The sequence below is a fragment of the Mycobacterium sp. 1245852.3 genome (assembly GCF_001669335.1).
Classification (GTDB): domain Bacteria; phylum Actinomycetota; class Actinomycetes; order Mycobacteriales; family Mycobacteriaceae; genus Mycobacterium; species Mycobacterium europaeum_A.
In genome coordinates, this window is record NZ_LZLL01000403.1 from 20,931 (window position 1) to 43,284 (window position 22,354).

The 22,354-nt window shown below is 67.6% G+C and carries 19 protein-coding genes and 1 pseudogene; 10 read left to right on the top strand and 10 right to left on the bottom strand.

Annotated features, from left to right (window positions below; all coding sequences use genetic code 11):
- Positions 1–5 precede the first annotated feature (5 nt).
- From A9W96_RS18160 to A9W96_RS18170, 3 genes are read left to right on the top strand one after another with little or no spacing between them, the layout of a single operon-like run.
- Positions 6–1,022 carry a glycosyltransferase family 4 protein gene (locus A9W96_RS18160; RefSeq protein ID WP_067141825.1) on the top strand — a complete coding sequence of 339 codons (1,017 nt, stop codon included), beginning with the start codon at positions 6–8 and terminating at the stop codon, positions 1,020–1,022.
- 16 nt (positions 1,023–1,038) lie between these two features.
- On the top strand, positions 1,039–1,965 hold the full coding sequence (locus tag A9W96_RS18165) for an aldo/keto reductase (protein WP_067141855.1): 927 nt from the start codon (positions 1,039–1,041) through the stop codon (positions 1,963–1,965).
- Positions 1,962–3,668: an FAD-dependent oxidoreductase gene (locus A9W96_RS18170; RefSeq protein WP_067141828.1), complete on the top strand. Its 1,707-nt coding sequence runs from the start codon at positions 1,962–1,964 to the stop codon at positions 3,666–3,668. The genes A9W96_RS18165 and A9W96_RS18170 overlap by 4 nt, the downstream gene beginning before the upstream one ends.
- Here the strand turns inward: A9W96_RS18170 and A9W96_RS18175 are convergent.
- Complete coding sequence (locus tag A9W96_RS18175; RefSeq protein WP_066882373.1) at positions 3,637–4,512, bottom strand: hypothetical protein; 876 nt, start codon at positions 4,510–4,512, stop codon at positions 3,637–3,639. The genes A9W96_RS18170 and A9W96_RS18175 overlap by 32 nt on opposite strands.
- Positions 4,509–5,624, bottom strand: a complete 1,116-nt coding sequence (locus A9W96_RS18180) for a Gfo/Idh/MocA family protein (protein WP_066871852.1) — start codon at positions 5,622–5,624, stop codon at positions 4,509–4,511. The genes A9W96_RS18175 and A9W96_RS18180 overlap by 4 nt, the downstream gene beginning before the upstream one ends.
- 476 nt (positions 5,625–6,100) lie before the next feature.
- Between A9W96_RS18180 and A9W96_RS18185 the strand changes: the two genes are divergently transcribed.
- Positions 6,101–6,556 (top strand): polysaccharide biosynthesis protein, encoded by a 456-nt coding sequence (locus A9W96_RS18185; RefSeq protein WP_066871850.1) that lies wholly within the window; start codon positions 6,101–6,103, stop codon positions 6,554–6,556.
- Positions 6,553–7,038 (top strand): glycosyltransferase, encoded by a 486-nt coding sequence (locus A9W96_RS18190; protein ID WP_066882378.1) that lies wholly within the window; start codon positions 6,553–6,555, stop codon positions 7,036–7,038. The genes A9W96_RS18185 and A9W96_RS18190 overlap by 4 nt, the downstream gene beginning before the upstream one ends.
- Positions 7,039–7,048: 10 nt before the next feature.
- Here the strand turns inward: A9W96_RS18190 and A9W96_RS18195 are convergent, their stop codons facing one another.
- From A9W96_RS18195 to A9W96_RS18220, 6 genes are read right to left on the bottom strand one after another with little or no spacing between them, the layout of a single operon-like run.
- Complete coding sequence (locus tag A9W96_RS18195; RefSeq protein WP_067141858.1) at positions 7,049–8,095, bottom strand: glycosyltransferase; 1,047 nt, start codon at positions 8,093–8,095, stop codon at positions 7,049–7,051.
- 11 nt (positions 8,096–8,106) lie between these two features.
- Complete coding sequence (locus A9W96_RS18200) at positions 8,107–9,966, bottom strand: glycosyltransferase (RefSeq protein WP_067141831.1); 1,860 nt, start codon at positions 9,964–9,966, stop codon at positions 8,107–8,109.
- On the bottom strand, positions 9,963–11,426 hold the full coding sequence (locus tag A9W96_RS18205) for a flippase (protein WP_066882382.1): 1,464 nt from the start codon (positions 11,424–11,426) through the stop codon (positions 9,963–9,965). Before A9W96_RS18205 ends, A9W96_RS18200 begins: the two co-directional genes overlap by 4 nt.
- Before the next feature lie 11 nt (positions 11,427–11,437).
- Positions 11,438–13,021 carry a sugar transferase gene (locus A9W96_RS18210; protein ID WP_066871838.1) on the bottom strand — a complete coding sequence of 528 codons (1,584 nt, stop codon included), beginning with the start codon at positions 13,019–13,021 and terminating at the stop codon, positions 11,438–11,440.
- Positions 13,006–13,578 (bottom strand): dTDP-4-dehydrorhamnose 3,5-epimerase family protein, encoded by a 573-nt coding sequence (locus A9W96_RS18215; protein WP_067022337.1) that lies wholly within the window; start codon positions 13,576–13,578, stop codon positions 13,006–13,008. The genes A9W96_RS18210 and A9W96_RS18215 overlap by 16 nt, the downstream gene beginning before the upstream one ends.
- Positions 13,579–13,633: 55 nt before the next feature.
- On the bottom strand, positions 13,634–14,839 hold the full coding sequence (locus A9W96_RS18220) for a PPE family protein (RefSeq protein ID WP_067141834.1): 1,206 nt from the start codon (positions 14,837–14,839) through the stop codon (positions 13,634–13,636).
- A 509-nt stretch (positions 14,840–15,348) separates the two neighbouring features.
- On the opposite strand from A9W96_RS18220, the gene A9W96_RS18225 reads away from it, so the two are divergent.
- The 4 genes from A9W96_RS18225 (at position 15,349) to A9W96_RS18240 (ending at position 20,050) form a co-directional block, all read left to right on the top strand.
- Positions 15,349–16,026: a TetR/AcrR family transcriptional regulator gene (locus tag A9W96_RS18225; RefSeq protein WP_066871829.1), complete on the top strand. Its 678-nt coding sequence runs from the start codon at positions 15,349–15,351 to the stop codon at positions 16,024–16,026.
- A 122-nt stretch (positions 16,027–16,148) separates the two neighbouring features.
- Complete coding sequence (locus A9W96_RS18230; protein WP_067141837.1) at positions 16,149–16,859, top strand: TetR/AcrR family transcriptional regulator; 711 nt, start codon at positions 16,149–16,151, stop codon at positions 16,857–16,859.
- A gap of 115 nt (positions 16,860–16,974) precedes the next feature.
- Positions 16,975–18,981: a hypothetical protein gene (locus A9W96_RS18235; RefSeq protein ID WP_067141840.1), complete on the top strand. Its 2,007-nt coding sequence runs from the start codon at positions 16,975–16,977 to the stop codon at positions 18,979–18,981.
- Between the two features lie 22 nt (positions 18,982–19,003).
- A complete protein-coding gene (locus A9W96_RS18240) occupies positions 19,004–20,050 on the top strand; it encodes a polysaccharide deacetylase family protein (RefSeq protein WP_067141861.1) in 1,047 nt (348 codons plus the stop codon).
- A gap of 12 nt (positions 20,051–20,062) precedes the next feature.
- Here the strand turns inward: A9W96_RS18240 and A9W96_RS18245 are convergent, their stop codons facing one another.
- Positions 20,063–20,425: a PAS domain S-box protein gene (locus A9W96_RS18245; RefSeq protein ID WP_051445841.1), complete on the bottom strand. Its 363-nt coding sequence runs from the start codon at positions 20,423–20,425 to the stop codon at positions 20,063–20,065.
- A 188-nt stretch (positions 20,426–20,613) separates the two neighbouring features.
- A complete protein-coding gene (metG, locus tag A9W96_RS18250; protein ID WP_067141843.1) occupies positions 20,614–22,158 on the bottom strand; it encodes a methionine--tRNA ligase in 1,545 nt (514 codons plus the stop codon).
- A 32-nt stretch (positions 22,159–22,190) separates the two neighbouring features.
- On the opposite strand from metG, the pseudogene A9W96_RS18255 reads away from it, so the two are divergent.
- Positions 22,191–22,354, top strand: a pseudogene (locus A9W96_RS18255) (DNAase); the annotation flags it as partial.

Genomic DNA, 22,354 nt, shown 5'->3' on the forward strand with positions numbered 1-22,354 from the left:
CGAACATGATCGCGGTGACGCACGTGGGGCCCGACATGTACAGCATCGGCGGGACGCAGTCGGTGATCCGGGTGATCCGCGACAACAGGATCGGCGCCGACGAGATCCGGGTCCTGTCCACGTGGGCGGGCCCGCACCACCACGTCAGGAGCCTATTGCTCACCGCCCGTGCGGGGTTGGTGCTGTCGCGAGCACCCCGCGCCACCATCGTGCACTTTCACATCTCCAACGGCGGCGCGTGGTTGCGGGAGGGATCCCTGATCCGCCTGGCCAGAGCGCGCGGCCTCCGGGTGATCGTCACGGTCCACGGCTCGGACTTTCCCGAGTTCGCCCAAGCGAATCCGCGGTTCGTGGGCGCCACGTTGCGCCAGGCGGATCATGTCATCACCCTGTCGCAGGACGCGGCCGCCGCGGTTGCCGGGGTGGCGCCCAGTACGGCAACCACCATCGTGGCGAACCCGATCGTCGTTGATCGGGACGCCCCCGGCGCCGGCTCCACGCCGCCCGTGGTGCTTTTCGCCGGCGCCGTCGGGCGGCGTAAAGGAGTCGACAAACTCGTCGCGGCGTGGCGGCTGCTGCTCGCCGAGGGGATCGAAGGGCGTTGTCGCATAGTCGGTCCCATCGACGACTACACGCCGCCGCCGACGGAGCGGCTGACCGTCGAAGGCCCGGTGCATCCCGACGCCGTCCGTGAGCTGCTCCGCTCGGTTCGCGTGGTCGCGTTGCCGTCGTCCGCCGAGGGCATGCCGATGATCCTGACCGAGGCCCTCGCCGGGGCGCGACCGTTTGTGGCAACTCCCGTCGGCGGGACGGCGCAGATCGCCCCGGATCCGAGCATGATCGTCCCGCTGAATGACGTGCCCGCACTGGCCGCGGCGATCGGACGCTATTTGCGCGACCCGGATTTGGCCGAGCGCGACGGGCTGCGCGGACAGCAGCACATCGCGGCCACCCGGAGCCCCGCGGTCATCGACGCGCGGCTGCGCCAGATCTACGAGGGCTGTGGCATTGCGGCGGGTTGAACTTCAGGGACCGCAATTGGCGGTCAGCGCAATCGGTTTCGGATGCGGCTCGTTGATGCAGTCGCCCTCGCGGAAGCAGCGGATGGCCGTGCTGGCCAGCGCGCTGGCCGCCGGCATCACCCATTTCGACACCGCGCGGATGTACGGCCTGGGCAGGGCGGAGGCCGAGCTGGGAGCGTTCCTGCGCACGGTCGACCGCGACACCGTGACCGTCGCGACCAAGTTCGGCATCGACGTGGGCGGCACGGCGCGCCGCCTCGCCCGATTCCAAAGTCCCGCACGGGCTTTGCTCCGGAAGGCGCCCGCGCTGCGCCGCTCCGTCAAGCGGCGCCAGGCGCCATCGCAGACCGCCCGCGTGTACGACGCGGCCATCGCGGCGCGCAGCCTGGACCAGAGCCTCGCGGCGCTCGGCGTCGACTACGTCGACATCCTGTTCGTGCACGCCCCGCGGCCCGGCGACACGGTGGCCGGCGACGAACTCCGCGAATTCTTCGAACGCGCCCGCCGGCAGGGCAAGATCCGCGCCTGGGGCGTCTCGCAGGACGAGGGGCTCGACACGGACTTTGCCCGGACCTTCGCCCCCGACGGGGTGAGCCAGCTGCGCAGCGACCTGCTCAACCCGGCGCCGCGACCCGCCGACCTCGCCTTCGGCGTCCTGAGCGCGCCGTACCGACAACTCACGGCAGCGTTGCGGGCCGACCCGGAGTTGGCGGGACGCTGGCGCGAAGCCCTGCAGACCGATCCGCTGGCTCCCGGCACGCTTTCCACGCTGATCCTCGGATCGGCCGCGGCCGCAACCGGGTGCCCGGCGATTCTCTACAGCAGCACCAGGCCCCGCCGCGTCGCCGAGGCGGCGACGGCCGTCTCGTCGCCGCCGGACGCGCAGACCGTGTCGCGATTCCTGGCTCTGGTCAAGGAGTTTCGTGCGGGGGCGGCCGCGTGATCCGCGGCGTGGCCCACTTCGCGCCCGGCATCGCCATCGAGACCGACGTGGCGATCGTCGGGGCCGGCCCGATCGGCATCGCGACCGCGCTCGAGCTGGCGGCGGCGGGCGTGCAGGTGACGCTCATCGAAAGTGGCCTCGAGCGCATGGACCGGGCGGCGCAGGAATTGTCGAGCTTCGATTCGCGCCAGGACGACTACTTCCATTCGCGCAGCGAACTCACGGTCCGCCGGCAGGTCGGAGGGACCTCGGCGCTGTGGGGCGGGCGCTGTGTCAAGTTCGACCCCATTGATTTCGAGGATCGGCCCCTCACCGCGCAGGCGCCCTGGCCGATCGGGCACGACGACGTCGAGCCGTATCTGCAACGCGCCTGCGATTGGGCGGCCTGCGGCCGGGCGGCTTTCAACGCGCGCGATATCCCCGAAATCGCGCACCGCGACATGATCCGTGGACTGCCCGACGGCCGGGTGCGCACGACGGACCTCGAACGCTGGGCCCTGCCAACGCGTTTCGGTCGCGAATACCGCACCGCGCTGCGGGACGCTCCCGGTTTGACGTTGTGGACCGGTCTCACCTGCACCGAAATCGTGACGCCGCCGTCCGGTGACCGCGTCGATCATCTGGTGGTCAAGACGCTCGACGGCCGGCAGGGCACAGTGGTCGCGACGGACTACATCGTTGCGACCGGCGGCTTGGAGGCCACCCGTCTGCTGCTGGCGTCGGACCGCCATCATCCCGGCGGGCTGGGAAACGCGGGCGGGCACCTGGGTCGGTGGTACATGGCTCACGTCGAGAGCCGGGTGGCACGCGTGCAGTTCAACACCGACCAGATCCTCTATGGGTACGAACGCGACAACGACGGTGTCTACGTTCGCCGGCGCTTCACCTTCGACCCGCACCTGCTGCGCGAATCCGGCATGCCCAATGCCGCAGTCTGGCTGGTGAATCCGCCGATCAGCGATCCGGGCCACGGAAGCGGCATTCTGTCGGGGGTTTATCTGACCCTCATCTCGCCGCTCGGCCGGTTCCTGCTCGCCGGCGCCATTCGTGAGGCACACACGAAGACGGACGGACCGCCGCGCATCGTCGCGCACCTGCGCAACATCGTGCGAGACCTGATCGGATCGATCCGCTTCGCGATCGAGTTCTGTTACGCCCGGTTCCTGCGCAAGGGCAGGAAGGCACCGGGATTCTTCGTCAAGAGCGCCGACAACCGCTACCTGCTGCAATACCACGGCGAGCACCTTCCGCACTGGGAAAGTCGCGTCGAGCTGACCGACGAGCGAGATGCCCTGGGCATGAGGCGGATTCGCACCCATATGCACTTCTCCGAGGCCGACTACCAGAGCGTGCGCAAGGCCATCGTCGCGATCGACGAGCACCTACGTCGCCACGGCGCGGGCTACGTGGAGTGGCTGACCGACGACGTCGAGGCGTTGGTGCGTGCCTACATGGCGAAGCGGACCGGCTTCCACCAGGCGGGAACCACCAGGATGTCGGATTCGCCGCAGGACGGCGTCGTGGACCCGCAACTGCAGGTGCACGGCGTCCGCGGCCTACACGTGGCCAGCACGTCGGTGCTGCCGACGTCCAGTCAAGCCAATCCGACACTCGTCGGGATCGCGTTGGGCGTCCGCCTTGCCCGGCGCCTTGCGGACGCTCGCGGCGCGGTCACGTCGCCGTTGCCCACATGTCGTCGATGAGGGACTTCGTCTGCGCGATGTTGGCGCGGCTGGACGCGCCGAACACGATCGACCGGATCTGCGGCTGGTTGCAGACGTACTCGATCGCCTCGCGCGGCGGGATCGCGCCCGAGGCGAGGACGGACATCGCGATCAGCCGGCACCGGCGGTCGCGGACGGTCTTCTCGTAGAGCTCCACACCGCCGCACATCCGGAAGCCGATCTTGTTGAAATTGGCGCACACGATCGGGTTTTCGATGCCCTGCCTGTCGAGCGCATCGAGGAGCCTGGGCAGGTTCATCGTGATGAAGCCCGGCTCGGCGTCGTACTTGAGCCTGACGTGGTCGGAGAACAGCCGGAAGGCCTCGTCCATTCCGAGCCCGAGCAGCAGGTCGGTCACCACGTTCTGGATGAAGATGACGGGCGTCGACAGTCCGGCGAACATCTTCATCTCGGCATCGACCAGGAGTTGCATCAAGGGCTCGACGTCCTTGCTGGCGATCGCGACGCCGCCCTTGAACATCGATCTGACGGCGCCGTTGTCGGGCAAGAACTTCCGCAGCGCCTCAACGATGCCGAATTCGGTCACGGCGTTGGCGTATTTGTGCGCGTACGGCATGCACGGGTAGAAGACGTAGTCGGGGTATTCGGTACGGTTGGCGCGGAAGTGATCACAGATCTCACCGACCCGATCGTGGGTGGTGCAGACGAAGGTGCGGATGCCCTCCCGATAGGCGTCGTCCAGCGTCGCGAGCACGGCGGGCAGATGCTGGAAGCGTATCGCCTGTGCCCGTGCCTTGTCCTCGGACATGTGATTGACACCGAAGAACTGGTTGTCTCCGAAAAGCACGCGGTCCATGGTCACGATGCCTTCGAGGTGGCGAGTCTCTTGATGCGCGCGACGATCTCGCGCCGCAAGGCGCCGCGCGGGGATCCGTTCACCGCATCCTGCGGCGGCGCCACGGAGGCCGGATTGCCGGTGATCATGCCGACCACCCGATCGACGTCGAGCGCCGAGCGAAACGTGTTCTCGCCGTCCACCCGGTTCTGTTTGACGCTGTTGGCGAAGTAGTCGATCTGCGCCGAATACTCCTCGCCGCGAAGGTAATACCACACCTGTTCGGTGAGGTCGGTCGTGTACCGGATGGTCCAGCCCTTGCCGAACTCGGGGAGCCGGGGGTGCGCCTCACGCAGGTAGATCTGGCACTCCTGGCGGTCGGCGGTGATGCGGCCGTTGGTTCCCCACACCGAGACCTTCGTCGACATCTTGCGGAAGCTCTCGTCACTCCAGTTCACGCACAGCTGCCCGGTCGCGCCGTCGGGATAGCGCATGGTGCAGTAGACCTCGTCGTCGACGTCGCGCGAGAACACGCTCTGGCGGACCACCCCGTCGACCGAATGCGGCACGCCGGCCACGAAGTTGATCAGATCGATGGCGTGACAGGCGTAGTCGTAGAGGGCGCCGCCACCCTCGGCCTTCACGCCCCGCCAGGTGCTGCCCTTTTCCCGGAGCACCACCGGACCGTACGCTTCGGCGCGGACATGGTGGATGCGCCCCAGCGCGCCGGAGGCGACGATCCGCGCCGCCTCCCGGAAGGAGCCGATGAAGCGGCAGTGATAGCCCACCTGGGTGACGAGCCCCCGCGTCTCCGCCAGGGTCACCAGCCGCTCGCCATCCGTGACATCGAGCACGAACGGCTTCTCGCAGAAGACGTGTGCCCCAGCCGTTAGCGCCTTTTCGACGATCGGTGCGTGCAGCCTGGAGGGGACGGCGACCACGACCGCTTCGGCGTCGGTCGCCGCCAGCATCCGGTCGAAGTCGTCATAACAGTTCAGGCCGGTGTATTTGGACAGGACGTCGCGCACATAGCCGGCCGAATCACAGATGCCCACCACGTCCAGGTCTGGATGCGTGCGCAGGATCGCGAGATGCGACAGCCCCATCTTTCCGAGACCGACCAGGGCCGTACGAATCATCGTGTGCGCCTTTCACTCTTCGTTCGAGTCCCGCGGCGACGTGTGCGGCGAAGGTGAAGAGCCGCAGGGGCGGGAGGGGTTCCACTTTGCTCGGATGATGGCGCCCGGTGCACGGATGCAGCACGGCCGCCGCGCAGTCGATCGCTGCGCCGACGCCTATCAAGACATACGGGCATCCCTGTCCTCGTACGCAGTGAGATCGCCTGCTCTAGGGGCGCTCAACGCAACGATGATGACGTTAGCATCGGTGGGTTGCCGATTTCGTCGATCTCGTCGATCTCGTCGCCCGCCGCCCGTCGGCGGCGTACATCCACCCGGTGCCGGCCGAGTTTCGTTGGTATATGCCAGAACGCGATTGAGGCGAGGCCGGGTTCATTACCATTGAGCTGCCACCGCGCCTCGTGCGGTGAGGGCGGGAGCGAAAGCTCTTGTCGTGCGGCCGCGTTTGGTCGCGAGCGCCTGAGATGAGGGAGGACATGGGCCGCCTGCTCCTCATCGCGTCCTCCGGCGGGCACATCTACGAAATGTTCTGCCTGCGGGAGTTCTGGCAGGACAAAGATCGGTTCTGGGTGAGTTTTCCCACCGCCGACGCCCGGTACCTGCTGCGCGACGAGAAGGAGATCTACTGGGCGGCGCACCCCACCGTCCGCAATGTTCCCAACCTGCTGCGCAATCTGGTGTTGGCGCTGCGGCTGCTGATCCGCCACCGGCCCGCGATGATCCTGACCACCGGATCGGGCGTGGCCGCCCCGTTCCTCTGGCTGGCCTGGCTGCTGCGAATCCCCACCGTCTTCGTCGAGTCGATCACCCGCATCACCGAGCTGTCCCTCACCGCCCGGATGGTAAAGCCTTTCGCCTCCCGGTTTCTGGTGCAGTGGCCCGAGTTGGTCGACCGCATTCCCCGCACCGAATATCACGGGAGGATCGTGTGATCTTCGTGATCATGGGGATGGAGGTGCACCCGTTCGACCGGCTGGCCCGCGCGGTCGACGAGCTGGCCCGGGCGGGCACGGCCGGGGAGGACTTTTTCGTGCAGCTCGGCACCTGCCGCTACGAACCGCGCCACGCGAAGTTCGAACGCTTCCTGTCCTTCGGGGACGTCTGTGACCAGATCCGGTCCGCATCGGTGGCCATCAGCCACGCCGGCGCCGGATCGGCCTTGCTGTGCATCGAGCAGGGCAAGCATCCGGTGGTGGTGCCCCGTCGCTCGCGGCTCGGTGAACACGTCGACGAGCACCAGCTGCCGTTCGCCGAGAAGCTGGAGGCGGGCGGCCTGGCCACCGTGGTCCGGCAGATGGAGGAGCTTCCAGCGGCGATCGCGGCGACGCGGTCTCGGGTGGCACCCGCCGATGCGCTGGGCCGCGCCCGCGAGCTGACCGGATGGCTCGAGACGTTCTGGCGTGGACTGGCCTGAGCGTTTCCGGTCAGCGCCGCCGGGCCGTCGTCACCGCGGCGATGACCTCCAGCAAGCGGTCCGCGACCAGGTCGACCGAGCACCGCTGTGCGTAATGGCGTGCGGCCTCGGCCCCTTGCGCCGCGGCGACGTCGGGGTCGGCCAGGGCGTCGAATGCGGCGGCGAGCCCGGCCACGTCGTCGATGCCGACCGGGGGACAACCCGGTGGCTGGTACTCGGGCAGGGCACCGGCGGTGGACACGATCGGCATCACGCCCAATTGCATCGAGAGCACTTGCACGCCGCTTTGCGAAGCACGCCGGTAATGGGCGATCGAACCCTTCGCGGCGGCCAGCGCCGGGATGACGTCGGCGTAACGGAAGCTGCCGTTGCGCCAGCGCGCGTGTTTGGGCAGGGCGGTCGCCTCGAGTGACCCGCCGCCGATGAGCACCAGATCGTCTCCGCGCCAGGCGCCCCCGAGCACATGTCGCTGCCAGGCCTGCAGCACGACGTCGACGTTCTTGTACGGGTTGAGGCGGCCGAACATCACGAAATCGCGGCGCCCTTGCGGCCCGACGAACGCCGGCAGCCGGTCCAGGTCGAGGTCGCTGGCCAGCGGCACGACATGCACGGGCGTGCCGGCGATGTCGCGGCGCGCGGCGACGGCGGTCGCGACGTAATCGCTGTAGGTGACAGTGGCCGCCGAACGGGCGCCCCAGCGGTCGAAGACCGCACGTTCGTAGGCCGGCGTCAGTTCGTCGGGATCGTGTGGCCGATCGTCGTGCACCACCTGGATGCGTGGGACCCGTCCGGCCAGCGCGATCCAGCGGGGATCTCTGACCAGTTCGGCGATCACCACGTCCGGCCGGTACTCGCGGATGCGGCGCCAGGCCCGCAGCGTCGGGAGCCACGTTGCGCCCCTGCGGAATCGCGGGTCGAGCACCAACTCGTAATCGCGCGCGGCGTCGGACTCCGGGTGCTGGTCGGAGGTCACCAATAACACGTCGGCGCCGTGGCGCAGCAGCGCTTCGGCCTGCACGCGCACCGCCGGCCGTGTCCACGGCGAAAGCCAAAGCACCCGGGGCGAATTCACAGCACGGCCCCGATCGCATCGAGGTAGGCATCGGCCATCGCCTCGACCGTGTAGTGCTTGCGCATGCGCTCGTAGCCACGTTGCCCCACCGACGGCAACGCGCCCGGGTCGGCCAAGATCCGGGACAGCTGTTCTCGCCAGCCCGAGACCGACACGGGCTCGACGAGGAATCCGGCCCGGCCGAAGTCCAGCATCTCCGGGACAGCGCAAACCGCCGACGCCGCAACCGGTATGGCTCGCGACATCGCCTCGAGGATCACCACCGGGAAGGCCTCGGAGCGGCTCGGCACGCACAGCAGATCCGCGTCGGCCAGGGCCGGGCCGGGCCCCGCCGACCAGCCGCGCCACTGCACCCGCTCGCCCAGGCCGGCGGGGGTGGCCGCCTGCAGCCTCTCCCGGTCGGGTCCGTCGCCGAAAATGGATAACCGCCAGGGCATCCCGTCGAGCCCGCTCAGCGCCTCGATCAGCAGGTGGGGGTTCTTGTGTTCGACGATGCGGGACAGCATCACCAAATGCAGCGGCTCGCCGCCAGGTCGCTGCCGGGGCCTCGGCTCGCCGATGTCCGCGACACCGTTGGGTGCGATGAATCGCCGCCCCCGCAGCCGATGCTGGGCGACCAGCATGTCCCAATGCCGTTGCGCCAACACGATGAATCCGTCGGCACGCCGCATCGCCGCCGTCAACGGCCGCGAATAGATGGGCCGGTCCTCCTCGGGGGGGACGTGCGGCGCAACCAGCCAGCGCCGCTTTCGGCCGGCCGCGCGCCACAAACTACCGAAGCCCACCTCGGTGTTGGTGTCGCCGGTGACGACCACCGCCGGACCCTCGGCGACGTCGACCATCGGCGCCCACCAGGGTTGGCGCACGACGCGCACGGCGTCCGGAATCTCCGAGATCAGGGGGCCGAGCCGCTGAACGCAGACGATGGTGACCGGGAAGCCGCGACGGACCAATTCCGTTGCCAGCAGCGCCTTTTGCCGCTCGGCCCCGCCGTAGACCAGGCGGTTGGTGGTGATCACGATCGTCGGCAGCGGCGTGCGGCGGCTTCGGGCGGCCCCACGCGCGACCCGCGGTGGCCGCCGCAACCGGTCCAGCAGGGCGGCGCCGGCCAGATACGCGTCGGCGAGGTGCACATTCTTTTGGTGCTCGAGCAGCAGCGCGGTGTTGGCTCGGCGCAGGTCCTGATCGCGGCCCGCATCGCCGTCAGCGGGTGGCGCGGTGGCGCGTTCGGCGCCGAGCTCGTCGGCCGACAGAACGCGCCATCCCGCAGCGCGGGCTCGGGCCTGCCAGTCGGCGGCCTCGCCGGAACCGAAGAATTCCTCGTCGAAACCGCCGATGGCGTTCCAGGCAGCGCGGTTGATCGCCAGCACGGTCGCGCCCGCAACGGGTCTCGGCCGTATCGTTGCGAGGCCCCGTGGTGCCCAACCGGTTTCGGCGGCCCGCACAATCGGTGAAACCGCCGCCACCCGAGGCTCGCGAAGTAACTCCCGGGTGCGGGTGAGCGGGCCCAGCAGCCGGGCGTCGGGATCGAGCACCAACAGGTCGGCGTCGGCGGGTGCGTGGTCCACCAGCGCGTTGCACGCCGCGGCGAAGCCGACATTGCCCGGTTTCGACACCCATTGCACCGCAGGGTATTCCGCGGCCAGCTCGGCTCGTCCGGGAAGTTCCTCGTCGCTGCTGTGGTAGACGTAGACCGCCACCGCGGTCAGCTGCTCGGCGACACTGGCCAGGCAGCGCTGTAGCGACTCGTGGCTGCGACGGTGCGCGATGAGCACCGCCAGCGAGCGGACGGTGGACAGGTCGGTCGGCTCGCCGACCGGGCGCTTCAGATACGCCCGATCCGTTGTGCGTTTCATGCCGCCAGCTGATTGCGGCGCAGGGAGGTCAGGCTCGACCAGCCGAGCGGGCCGGCGACGGCGCTGGTGGCCAGGTAGGCCGCGGCGGCGGCGAGCAGGACCACGACGACGTGATGCCCCGAAAGTAGCAGCGCCACAGCCACACTCGCTGCCGTCGGGATCAGCAACCGCAGCACGAACAGCACCGGCGTGCGGTAGCCGCAGTGACGGCGCAACCACCAGGTGCTGACCATCATGTTGAAGAACTCCGTGCACACCAGCGCGACGCCCGGCCCGACCGCACCGTACCGCCCCGCAAGGCTGAGGTTGAGTGCGACGTTGACCACCAGGGTGGCCATCGTCAACCAGAACAGGATCCGCTGATGATGACTGGCGACCAATCCCTGGCCAAGGGTGCCGCCGACGAAACGCAGGGCCGCCGCGACGAACAGCAGCGCCAGCGTCGGCGTGCCGCGCTCGACGAACGCTTTGTCGCCGAAGAACGCGATCAGCGGTCCGGACAGCAGCGCCCCGACGGTGGCCACGGGTACCGCCACAAAACACATCAGCTCCACGCTGCGGCGCAGAAATCCCGCGAAGGCGGCGACGTCACGCGAAAACAGCTCGGTGGCCGTCGACAGCGTCGACTTGTGAAAGATCAGCGAGACCACGATGGTGTTGAACGCGACCGTGAAGGCCAGCCCGTACACCCCGACTTCGGAATGCGTGCTCAGCAAGGACAGGATCACGCCATCGGCGCGGCAGTACAGCAGGCCGACCACCAGGAAACCGATCAGCGGCAGGCTTTCCCGTAACAGGTCGGCCGCCTCCCGCGGTGCGAAGATCGGGCGTACCGAGATGTGCCGCGTCGCCGCGGCGCCCTGGATCAGCAGCTGCACGGCGGGCGGGATCAGCTGCGCGACGGCGAACCAGATGACGTCCGACCGCATCGCAACCAGGCAGGCGACCATGGCCAGCGTGCCCGTTCGGGCGGCGACGTCGGAGATGGCCACCGCCGAGAATCGGACGGTGGCAAGAAATACCGGCTCGAAACGGGTCACCATGGTCTGCATCAGCAACGCTCCCGAGAGCACGACGAGCATCACTCGCACCTCGGGGTCGTGATAGATGAGCAATCCGGAGACGGCGGCCAGCACCGCCAGTGGCACGCAATAGATCAGGGCCAGGCCGCTGTTGATGCGCACCAGGCGCTCCAGATCGCCGCGGCCGGAGGTCACCCGGCGCACGATCACCGTTGCGATGCCGAGATCGGCCAGGCTGGTCCACATGGCGATGAAAAGCACCGCGATGGAGAGTTGGCCGTAACGCCCGGGCCCCAGATAGCGAGCGGTCATGGCCACCGAGACCACCGAGGCCAGCATGCCCAGAGCGCGGCAGATCAACTGGATCGAGAACGCGTGCGCCATCCGGGTGAGCGGCACCGACGGCACCAACGCATCGGCTGCCGTCGGCTCGGTCATGGCTCGCGAGCCTAGTAGGCTCCGTGGCTTGTGAGTACCGCTTTCACCGTCTTGGCGATAATCACCAGATCGCCTGACATCGACCAGTTGTCGACGTAGGACTGATCCAGCCGCACCGACTCTTCCCAGGAAAGGTCCGAACGGCCGCTCACTTGCCACAGTCCGCTGACTCCGGGCTTGACCAGCAACCGGCGCTTCACGTCGTTTTCGTAGTTGTCGACCTCGCGCCGCAACGGAGGCCGCGGCCCGACGACGCTCATGTCGCCTTTGAGGACGTTGATGAACTGGGGCAGCTCGTCGATGCTGTAGCGGCGAAGGATTTTGCCGATGGGGGTGACCCGGGGGTCGTCGCGCATCTTGAACAGCATGCCGCCGGCGCCCTCGTTGAGTGACAGCAGTTGCTCGAGCTGGGTGTCCGCCCCGTCGGTCATGGTGCGGAACTTCAGCATCGTGAAGGGCTTTCCGTCGACGCCGATGCGTTCCGACGGGTAGAAGACGGGCCCCCTGCTGGTCAGCTTGATGGCGATGGCAGCAGCGATGAGAATGGGCGCGGTGGCGACCAGCGCCGCCAGCGAGAACAGGAAGTCGAAGGCCTGCTTCTGAAAGCGGTGTGCCCCTTCGTATTGCGGCTTGTCGACGTGCAGCAGGGGCAGGCCCGCGGTGAGGCGCAGCGTCAGGCGCGCCGCGGTCACGTCCATCACACCGGGGGACACCACCAGGTCGACGTCCATCGTCTCGAGCTGCCACATCAGCTCTCGGATCCCGTGCATCCCAAAGTGATCCGTCTGTGTCAGCGCCACTGTGTCCGCGCCGCAGCTGGCGATAGCGGTGGCCGCATGGGTCTGGTCGCCCAGGATCGGGATCTCCCGGCCGCCGATGGTCAGCGTGTTGCCGCGGCCCGGACCATAACCGGGGATGCAGACACCGACCACGATGCAGCCGGCCAGCGGATTGCGGGCCAGTTCGTGCGCGAGGTGGGTCACCGCCTGGCGGTCGCCGATCGCCAAAACCCGGGTCTGGCAATGGCCGTCGGCCCGCTTGCGGTTGACGTGCTTGCGCCACCCGCTGCGGCTTCCCAACAACGCCAGCGTCCCGACGGGCAGCGCGATGGCCAGATAGCCGCGGGCCAGATCGACCTTGGCAAGCAGCGTGACCATCGCGATGATCCCGAATGTCCAGAAGGATGCCGTGCCGATCCGCCGGTACTCCTCGATGCCCGCCCCGATGATCCGGCTCGAGCGCGTCTGGAACACCGCGAGGGCCGACAGCCACAGTGCCGCGAAGAGGAAGGAGAACAGCGTCATCGTCGGGTCCGAGTAACCCGAGGTGTTCGCGATCTCCCCGAACCGGACATACTGAGCCAACAGCACCGACGCGCAGACGATCACCGAGTCGCTGATCCGCAGGTACTGCGAGTACTGATCCTGCCAGCGCCGCAACGCGTTGCCGCCGGCCGAGGACGCCGGAGCGGCGGTTGCCGGGGAGCCGTTGGTGTCGCCGCGGCGCACCGCGGTCGTGTCCGCGGGCCAGGGCTTAACCGGTCGGCGGCTGGGCATGATGTCCACGGTGTTGCGAATCATTACCGACTGATGCATGTCGCCACCTGTTCCACTGGAACCAATCTGGGTTTGCGTGCGGGCCAGCTCGCGTCCTGCTCCGAGATGACCGTGACCGGAATGGGCCACGAGATGCCGAATTCGGGGTCATCCCAACGGATCCCCTGCTCGTCGGTCATCGCGTAGTCCCCGCTGACCTGGTAGCTGACCTCGGTGTCGTCGACCTGAGTCTGGAAGCCGTGCGCAACATAGGGCGGCAGGTACAGCGTCCGGTGGTCGTCGGCGCTCAAGTCGACCATCACGTGGTCGCCATAGGTCAGCGAGTCGGGACGGACGTCGACCGCGACGGCGGCGATGGCGCCGCGCGTGCAGCGGACGAGCTTGGCCTCGGCGTGTGGCGGCACCTGACGGTACAGCCCACGCACGGTGCCCCGGGTGTAGTTGAAGACGATATTCGTCTGCGAGACATCGAAATTCAGCCCGTGATTGGTGAAGTCCCTGGCGCAGAACGTCCGTGAGGAGAACCCGCGATGGTCACGGTGGATTTCTAAATCGATGATTGTCACCCCGGCGACCTTGGTAGGCGTGTATTTCACTTACCGCTCCTTCTTGACTACCGGGCCTGGAAAACCGTTGCGCTCATGCGTGGGTTTACGCGTATCCGGCGGCCGGCGGGCGGGTCATCACGGTCGGGATAACGCCGTATCGGGGTCCGAGCGATTTGCCCGTCGCGGCCGCCAGGCGCGGCAACGACCCCATGACGCTGGGGGGCACGTTCGCGCCGGCGAGGTTGATGGCGGGCAGCGCGGAGACGGCGCTGTTGGCGGCCGGGATCACGCTCGTCCAGCTCGCCGGCACGGCCAGCGGGCCCAGCGACGCGGCGCTGCCGAGGCTGCCGAAGACACCCGAGCCGAGCGATCCGAGCGCGCCCGCGCCGGAGCTCGCCGCGCTGGCTGCCCCCGACACCGCGGCCGCGGCCCCGCTGCTGGCGGCATTCGCCAAGCCCTGTGCGGTTTGGGCCATGCCGAGGATGGAGGACATCCCATACAGCGGGGTGGCCGCCGCCGAGAACGCGCTGGGAATGGCGCCGGGTATGCCCGACGCGAGGCCCGTCATGATCGACGAGTCGGTCGCCGTGCTCCCGGTGGTTCCGAGGGTGGTGCCGACGTCGCTGCCGGTGTCGGTCAGCATGGAGACGCTGGACTTCATCGGCGAGGAAAGCTGGTGCAGCGTGGTGGGCACCTTCGACACCACCTGGGCGAGGTTTGCCTGCTCGGTTTGCGCGGTGACCCGCCCGACCGTCGCGGCCTGCTCGGCCACCCCGCTCTCGTTGGTCATCTTGGGCGCCGGGTTGAACTGGGTCACCGAGCACGCGGCCGCGGAGCCCGCGGCGTACTCGTACATCGCCGCGGCGTCCTGCGCCCACATTTCGCCGTACTCGGCCTCGGTGGCCGCGATCGCCGCCGCGTTCTGGCCGAAGAAGTTGGTCGCGACCAGCATCGCGAGCTGCGCCCGGTTGGCCGCGACCGCCGGCGGGGGGACCGTCGCCACGAAGGCGGCTTCGTAGACCTCCACGGCGAGCCGCGCCTGACCGGCCGATTCCGCTGCCCGGGCGGCGGCCCCGGCCGTCCACGCCATGTACGGCGCGAACGCGGAGGCCATCGCCAGCGACGACGGGCCCATCCAGCGCTGGGTGGTCAGGCCCGCGATAACCGTGCGGTAGCAACTCGATGCGGCATGCAATTCGGCGGCCAGGCCGTCCCAGGCCACCGCGGCGGCGATCAGCGAAAGCGGGCCGGGTCCGGTGTACATCCGGATGGAGTTGATCTCCGGCGGAAGCGCTCCGAAATCGATCATTTCAGACCGTGACGGGCTGCCGGGCCGACGCGGCGCCGGCGGCGGGAGAGGTGGAGGCGATCGTCGGTGCGTCGACAATCCGCTGGTCAGCCGTGGTCCGTGGGCCGGTTGAGGCCTGTGACCAGCGGTTCGCCGTGACGAACGACATGTGCTTCCCCTTATGCGGTGCAGACGGTCGAGACGATGTTTAGGCCGTTACCAAACTGACGATCTGACAATAGCGTACAAAACATACCAATGGTTTGACAATAGCGTGTGATCTAGACCTCAGGTATTTACGCACGCGTCAAACGGGACAGCCGTATGACTGCTAACCTCTGGAGTGGGCTACATGTCTTGAGCGACACGGGTGCGTGTTCGCTCCCACCCCTGAAGAACCGAGGTAGTTGTGCCCTGCATGAGCAAGGCGTTCGACGACGTAACGGCGGGCGAAACGGCCCGCGGCGTCGGCCTCGGCCGAAACGGCGGCGCCCAACCCGCGCCGCGGGGTACCTGAGCTCGCGAGTGTTATGACGACCCATTCGACTGACGGACGAGCGGACGCGACCCGGCAACAGATCCTGCGGGCCGCATCCCACCAGTTCGCCCGGCGCCCCTACCACGACGTCGGTCTCGACGACATCCTCGCCGAGGCCGAGCTGACCAAGGGCGCCATGTACTTCCACTTCAAGTCGAAGCACGCCCTGGCCGTCGCGATCATCGACAGCCAGACCGAAGCCGGTGCCGTCGCCGTGCAAGAACTGATGACGCGCGGCCTCTCGGGCCTCGAGACCCTGATCGACTTCTCGTATCTGATCGCCATCAAGGACATCAAGACCGATGCCGTCAGGTCGGGACTGAATCTGATGGAGTCGGTCGGCCTCTCGGACGGGCTGCAGGCGAAGTTGTTCGATCAGTGGATCAAAGCCCTGGGCAGGGTCGCCGAGCAGGCCAAGGCCGAGGGCGATATCAACGACGAGTGTGACCCGCAGGACATCGGCCGCCTGATGGTTTCGCTGCACATGGGGCTGCGCAAAACCAGCGACCTGGACGACCCCGAGCGGTTCCTGCGCGACCTGGAGAAGTGCTGGTCTTTGCTGCTGACCGGGATTCTGCAAGCGGACCGCACCGAATACTTCCGCCAATTCCTCAGGCGGCGTGCGGCGCTCGCCATCACCACCAGTTCAGCGGATGCCGACGACCAGTAACGGCGCGGGCAGTTTGCACGGTCGGATCGTTGTAACGACTGATACTGTGAGCCGTCTTGCGGGCAATGTGAAACCAGATGAGCGCTCTGCGCATCCGATGAGATCCCGGAGGTGCGTGCACCATGGCGCGCCAAGTTCGCTCTGAAGCCACCCGCCGGAAGATCCTCGACTCCGCCATCGAAGTGTTCAGTGACGTCGGGTATGCCGCCGCCGGTTGGAGCACCATCATCGAGCGGACCGGAATGACCAAGGGCGCCCTCTATCACCATTTCGATTCGAAAGAATCGTTGGCGTCGAACATCATCGAGGAAGGCTCCGACACCCTTCTCAGCGCTTTCCGCAATGTCTGCGGATCGTCGTCGCCCGGGCTGGAGAACCTGCTGCACGGCACGTTCACGATCGTGGAGGTGCTGAGCTCGGACAAAATGGCCCGCGCGGCCGCGCAATTGGCCACGGCGTTAAGCGGATTCAACGCCGCGGCCTCGCGGTTCTACGCCAACTTGATGCTGGAGACGGCGCAAGAGGCTCGGCGGGCGATCAAAGAGGGAGACCTCCGCAACGAAATCGACCCCGACGTGCTCAGCGCGTCGGTCATCGGCACCATCTTCGGGGCGCGGTTGGTAGCCAACGCGATATCCAGCCACGGCAGGATCGGCAACATCGTCGGCGACCCCACCGAGCGCCTGCATCAGATCTGGAACCTGCTGCTTCCCGGTGTCGTCTCCGAGGCATCGCTGCCCTACTTTCGGCAATTCCTCCGGCGCGAAGAAATGCGTCATGCCGCGGCCAGGGCGTCCCGCGAGGACGCCACCGCGGAATCGCAAACCGATTAGATTTCGCCCATAGCCGGTGCCGAGGCGCCGCGGGATCTCGAAGAGGCGTTGCGAGATACCTTTTCGCGGTCGCCACGACGGCGATTCCGTTATTGGGGTTGAAGCGCTTTCAACAATGCATACTGTTCCGGTGATATACCGGAAATCTCTCGGTCGAGTAATTGCGCTGGCCGGTGTCGTCGGATTCTTGCTGATGAGTGCTCCGGCATCATGGGCTGCGCCGGCCGACCCGGCCCCGTCGACGGACTCGACGACGACCCTGTCGCTGCTCGACGTCGGGTCCGCCTCCACCCTGGAATTCTGGGGGCTGACGAGCAGCCAGCAGCTGACCGTGCCGGTGCTGCACGGCCTGACGCCGGCCGCTTTGAATACGACGGTCGAGCTGCCGATCAATCTGCGGTCGGGGATGATCACCGTGACGCAGGGGGAGCGCACCCTTGCCAGGCTGAACCTGCCCACCGCCGACCAGACACCGATCGCGGTCCCGTTGGCGGGCGCGGAAGTCAACGACAATTGGCTGACGGTCACCGTGCACGCATACCTGGTTCCGGTGGACGGATACTGCCTGTATCAGGAAAGCCCCCTGCGGCTGACCAACGGAACCGTCACCTACACCGGGGCCGAATTGCCGCCGACCACCGTGGCCCATTTCCTGCCGCCGGTGCTGCGGAAGCTGAGCATCTATCTGCCGCAGTCGCCCTCGACGGCGGAGTCCGACACGGCAATTCAGCTCGCCGCCTCCGCCGCCGCGCACTACGGCAAGCAGGTTCCCGACATCGCGGTGATCCCCCTGCAGGAAGGCCAGGCCGCGCCCCCGGCCCCGCCGCAATCGCTGGAGCGCCAGATCGTCGTCAAAGAGGGCCCGGACAACGGGCTTTCGCTGCAAGGCTCCTCCGGTGTGCCGTGGCTGTTGATGTCGGGGCCGTTGAACCGAACCGACGACTCGGACACGGCCGCGTTGTTCAGCGACGTGTCGGAGCTGGCCCTGTCGGCCAAGGCCACGCTGGATTCGCCGAAGCCCAAGGTGCAACTGCCCGGCAATACCGCCTCGCTGGGCGAGCTCGGACAGCCCTTCGCCAACTCGACCTCACTGCAACCGCGGGTGTCGATCGGAGTGGACCAGACCAGGTTTGGCCGATCAATCCACTCGGTGCGGGTGCATCTGCAGGGGTCCTACACCCCGACGTCGAACAACGGCGTCGGCCAGATCGCGGTGACGATCGGCCCGGAAACCATCGACCACTGGCCCACCGACGGCCACGGCACCATCGATCGCTGGATCGACGTGCCCGACCGGCTGCTGCAGCGCTACACCAACCTCGAGTTGGTACTCGACGTGGCGAGCAATGTCGGACACTGCGGCGACTTTTACACCGCCGGACCGGGAAATCAGCTGCTCACCCTGAACATCAACGGCGACAGCACGGTTGAGAGCAGCCCCGCCGCGCCGCCGGTGCCCGACGGTTTTCAGTCGATGCCCCAAACCCTGATGCCCCGCGTCCAGGTCGGCATCGCCGAGCACTCGTTCGTCGACACCGTGCGCGCGCTCGACATCGTGGTGGGCCTGCAGCGAATCAGCTCGATACCGATCGACACCACTGTCACCGGTATCAAACAGGCGATCGACTCCTCCGATCCCGCACTGCTGATTTCCGCCGACGGGTGGAACCAGTCCGAGGTGGCGCTGCCGGTGGCCGCGGGGCCCAGCGGCCCGATCACCGTCAGCGCCGTCGGCCCCGGTGACAAGCCGGCCAAGCTCACACTGGACCCGGTGCTGCGGTTCGCTTCTCTGCAAACGGTTTTCAACCACGGGCGGTCGCTGCTGATCGCGACGTCCAACGGCGCGCCCGGGCAGCTCGACGAGCTGATCAGGTGGCTCAAGAGCGACAACAACAAACACTGGCAGCGGCTCAAGGGTGTCGCGGTGGTGTCGGTGCCCGGGCAAGACCCGGTGACCGTCGACCACCCGCCGCTGGCCGCCGGCGCCCCGGCCGGGGGATCGGCGAGCCATTCCAACCTCGACTGGCTGTACTGGTTCGGCGCGGGCTGGGTGGCGGTGGCCATCGTCGGCGCCGGGGTGATCCTGTGGCGGGTCAGGCGCGAATCATGGCGGCGCCGATAGCGTTTGACCGTTGATGGCGCGAATCAGGGACATCGAGATCCGCCCCGCCGTCAGGAACATCGCAGCCGCAGCGCTGTGCGCCGCCGGTGTCCCGGCACTCACCCGGCGACGACATCGCGACGCGCTCGCCATCGTGATGTTCCACGGCGTGGAAGACGCGCCGCTGTCGCCGCCCTGCTGGCATGTCGGCGGGGTGGCGATGTACCGCCGCCAATTGGAGTACCTGCGCAAGCACTTCAACGTCCTCGCGCTCGAGGAGGCCCTGGCGGCCCTTGCCGACCGGACGCTGCCGCCGCGCGCGGTGGCGATCACGTTCGACGACGGCACCGGCAACCTCGCGACCCACGCTCTGCCGGTGCTGCGCGAATTGAACCTGCCCGCGTCGGTGTTCCTGGCGACGGGTCCGATCGGCACCGGCGAAACATTGTGGCCCGACCGGCTGTGGCTGGCGATCGCCCGCACCGCGGTGGCCGAAGTCGACTTGGCCGCACTGAAATTGGGGACGCGTTCGCTCGACGGCGACGCCAGGCGCGGCCGGGTCTACGCGGCGGCGGTGGAGGCGCTGAAGAACCTCGGCGACACCGAACGCGTCGCCGTGCTGGATGAGGTCCTGGCCGCGCTCGGGTACCGCGACGACGGGGACGCCGGCCCGTTCCGGATGCTCACCTGGGAGCAGGTGCGGGACATGGCCGGTGACCCGCTGGTGAGGCTGTATCCGCACACGGTGACCCACCCCATCCTCGCCCGGTGTGGCGACGACAATGTCGAACGGGAGATCACCGATTCCTGTGTAGCGATCGAACGTGAGACCGGCTCAACGCCAAGGGTTTTCGCCTACCCCAATGGTCGGCCGCAGGATTTCGATGACCGGGCCAAGGATGTCTTGCGCCGCCGCGGGGTGCGCTGGGCGCTGTCCACCACACCGGGATTCGCCGATCGCGGCTGCGACCCGCTGGCCTTGCCGCGGCTGGCGGTCGGCGGCAATGCCACGTTCGACCATTTCCGGCTCACGGTCTGCGGCGGCCTGCCGCGACGGCGGCACAAGCCCGGCGCGGCAGGCCGCCGCTAAGGGTCAGCGGCGCTAGCGCGCCTCTTCCCAGAGCTGTTCGGTCAGATCCTGGAACGCCGCGAGGGCGAACTGATCGTCCACCCGTCGCACGGCGGACTTGCTCATCATCGCGCGCACCACCGAGCCGTCCTTGTGCGCCAGTTCGACGACCATGTTCGCCAGCGCGTGCACCGTCGCCAACAGCGAATCCGAGGCGGGGGCCTGATGGAAGATCTGTTCGAATCGCAGCGACAGGGTCTCTTCCGGCTCGTAACCCATCATGTCGGCAAATGCGGTGTTGGCAAACAAGATACTGCCGTCGTCTCCGATCGCCAGCACCGGAACCGGGATCCGCTCCAGCACAACCAGTGCGGGCAGCTCCTTCAAGGTCGTCATCGGCGATTGGCTCTGTTGCCTGTTCTGGCGTCGTTCCACACCGAAGATTATGGTCTATGCCAGAAGTTATGTTGGACACATTTGTCCAAAGCGTTCCCGATGAATTGGCCGTGGCACCGAACTCGCTTGCTCTTCAACCGAATTGTCCGGGTCTTCGACCGCTGGTCACGCGGCGTTGAGCGGTCCGCTCACTCGACCTGGTAGCGGGGGAACACCCCGGTCGGAGCGGGCAGCGCCGTGCCGGGCGCCAGGCGCGTGCCGATCGCGGCAAACGCTCGTTGGTCTTGCGCCTGCCCGAGCAGATCCAGCAGCTTGCCGGCCGAGTCGGGCATGACGGGCTGGACCAGCAGCGCGGCGATGCGCACCGCCTCGCAGGTGACGTACAAGACGGTGCGGAACCGCGCCTGATCGGCCTCGGACTCGCTCTTGCGCAACACCCAGGGTTGCTGCGCCGAGAAGTACCTGTTGGCCTCGCCGAGCATCAGCCAGATCGCTTCCAGGGCCAGGTGCATCGCCTGCGCGTCGAAATTGGCCCGGACGCGTTCCAACAAACCGTCGGCCGTCGCGAGCAATTCGGTGTCGGCGGCGATCAGCTCGCCGGGTTCGGGAACGACCCCGTCGAGGTTCTTGGCGATCATCGACAACGACCGCTGCGCCAGGTTGCCGAGCTCGTTGGCCAGGTCGGAGTTGATCCGGGTGACGATGGCGTCCTCGTTGAAGCTGCCGTCCTGGCCGAACGGAACCTCGCGCAGCAGGAAATAGCGCACCTGGTCGACGCCGAGCGTGTCGATCAGGTTGATCGGGTCGACCACGTTGCCCACCGATTTGCTCATCTTCTCGCCGCGGTTGAGCAGGAACCCGTGCGCGAAAACCCTTCGCGGCAGCTCGATTCCGGCCGACATCAGAAAAGCCGGCCAGTACACGGTGTGGAACCGGATGATGTCCTTGCCGATCATGTGCAAGTCGGCCGGCCAATAGCGCCGGAACCGTTCCGATTCGGTGTCCGGGTAGCCGACCCCGGTCAGGTAGTTGGTCAGCGCGTCGACCCAGACGTACATCACGTGGTCGGGGTGCTCGGGCACCTGCACGCCCCAGTCGAATGAGGTGCGCGAGATGGACAGGTCGCGCAGCCCGCCCGAGACGAAGCTGACCACCTCGTTGCGCCGCACGTCGGGTCCGATGAAATCCGGGTTCGCCTCGTAGTGGGCCAGCAGCTTGTCGGTGTAGGCCGAGAGCCGGAAGAAGTAGGTCTGCTCCTCGGTCCACGTCACCGGGGCGCCCGTCTCGGTGGCCAGCCGGGTCCCGTCGTCGAGGAGCTCGGTCTCCGATTCGACGAAGAACCGTTCGTCGCGCACCGAATACCACCCGGAGTAGGTGTCCAGGTAGATGTCACCGGCGGCCGACATCCGGCGCCAGAGCTCCTTGGACGCCTCGTGGTGGTCGGGATCGGTGGTGCGGATGAACCGGTCGAAGGAGATGTTCAACCGTTCCTGCAGCCGCTGGAACACATCGGAGTTGCGCCGGGCCAGCTCGGCCGTCGGGATGCCCTCGGCCGCCGCCGTTTCGACCATCTTGAGGCCGTGCTCGTCGGTGCCGGTCAGGAACCGCACATCGAACCCGTCGAGCCGCTTGAACCGGGCGATCGCGTCGGTCGCGATGTACTCATACGCGTGCCCGATGTGCGGATCGCCGTTGGGGTAGGTGATCGCGGTGGTGACGTAATAGGGCCTCATCGCCCTCAACCTTATTTGGGGGCCCATATTGTGTGCGCGTGAGCTCCAAACGTCAGCCGCCCCCGGCCCCCGAGCCGTTGCGCCCGCTCGTCGATGCGCACACGCACCTGGACGCGTGTGGCGCCACCGACGCCGAGGGGGTGCGGGCCATCGTGGACCGCGCCGCGGCGGTCGGGGTTGGCGCGGTCGTCACGAT

Coding starts and splice junctions, on each gene's coding strand:
- A9W96_RS18180 (WP_066871852.1), bottom strand. CDS start 5,624: ATGATTCGTACGGCCCTGGTCGGTCTCGGAAAGATGGGGCTGTCGCAT.
- metG (WP_067141843.1), bottom strand. CDS start 22,158: ATGAGGCCCTATTACGTCACCACCGCGATCACCTACCCCAACGGCGAT.
- A9W96_RS18235 (WP_067141840.1), top strand. CDS start 16,975: ATGCATACTGTTCCGGTGATATACCGGAAATCTCTCGGTCGAGTAATT.
- A9W96_RS18200 (WP_067141831.1), bottom strand. CDS start 9,966: ATGAAACGCACAACGGATCGGGCGTATCTGAAGCGCCCGGTCGGCGAG.
- A9W96_RS18225 (WP_066871829.1), top strand. CDS start 15,349: ATGACGACCCATTCGACTGACGGACGAGCGGACGCGACCCGGCAACAG.
- A9W96_RS18160 (WP_067141825.1), top strand. CDS start 6: ATGATCGCGGTGACGCACGTGGGGCCCGACATGTACAGCATCGGCGGG.
- A9W96_RS18210 (WP_066871838.1), bottom strand. CDS start 13,021: ATGCATCAGTCGGTAATGATTCGCAACACCGTGGACATCATGCCCAGC.
- A9W96_RS18185 (WP_066871850.1), top strand. CDS start 6,101: ATGGGCCGCCTGCTCCTCATCGCGTCCTCCGGCGGGCACATCTACGAA.
- A9W96_RS18220 (WP_067141834.1), bottom strand. CDS start 14,839: ATGATCGATTTCGGAGCGCTTCCGCCGGAGATCAACTCCATCCGGATG.
- A9W96_RS18245 (WP_051445841.1), bottom strand. CDS start 20,425: ATGACGACCTTGAAGGAGCTGCCCGCACTGGTTGTGCTGGAGCGGATC.
- A9W96_RS18205 (WP_066882382.1), bottom strand. CDS start 11,426: ATGACCGAGCCGACGGCAGCCGATGCGTTGGTGCCGTCGGTGCCGCTC.
- A9W96_RS18230 (WP_067141837.1), top strand. CDS start 16,149: ATGGCGCGCCAAGTTCGCTCTGAAGCCACCCGCCGGAAGATCCTCGAC.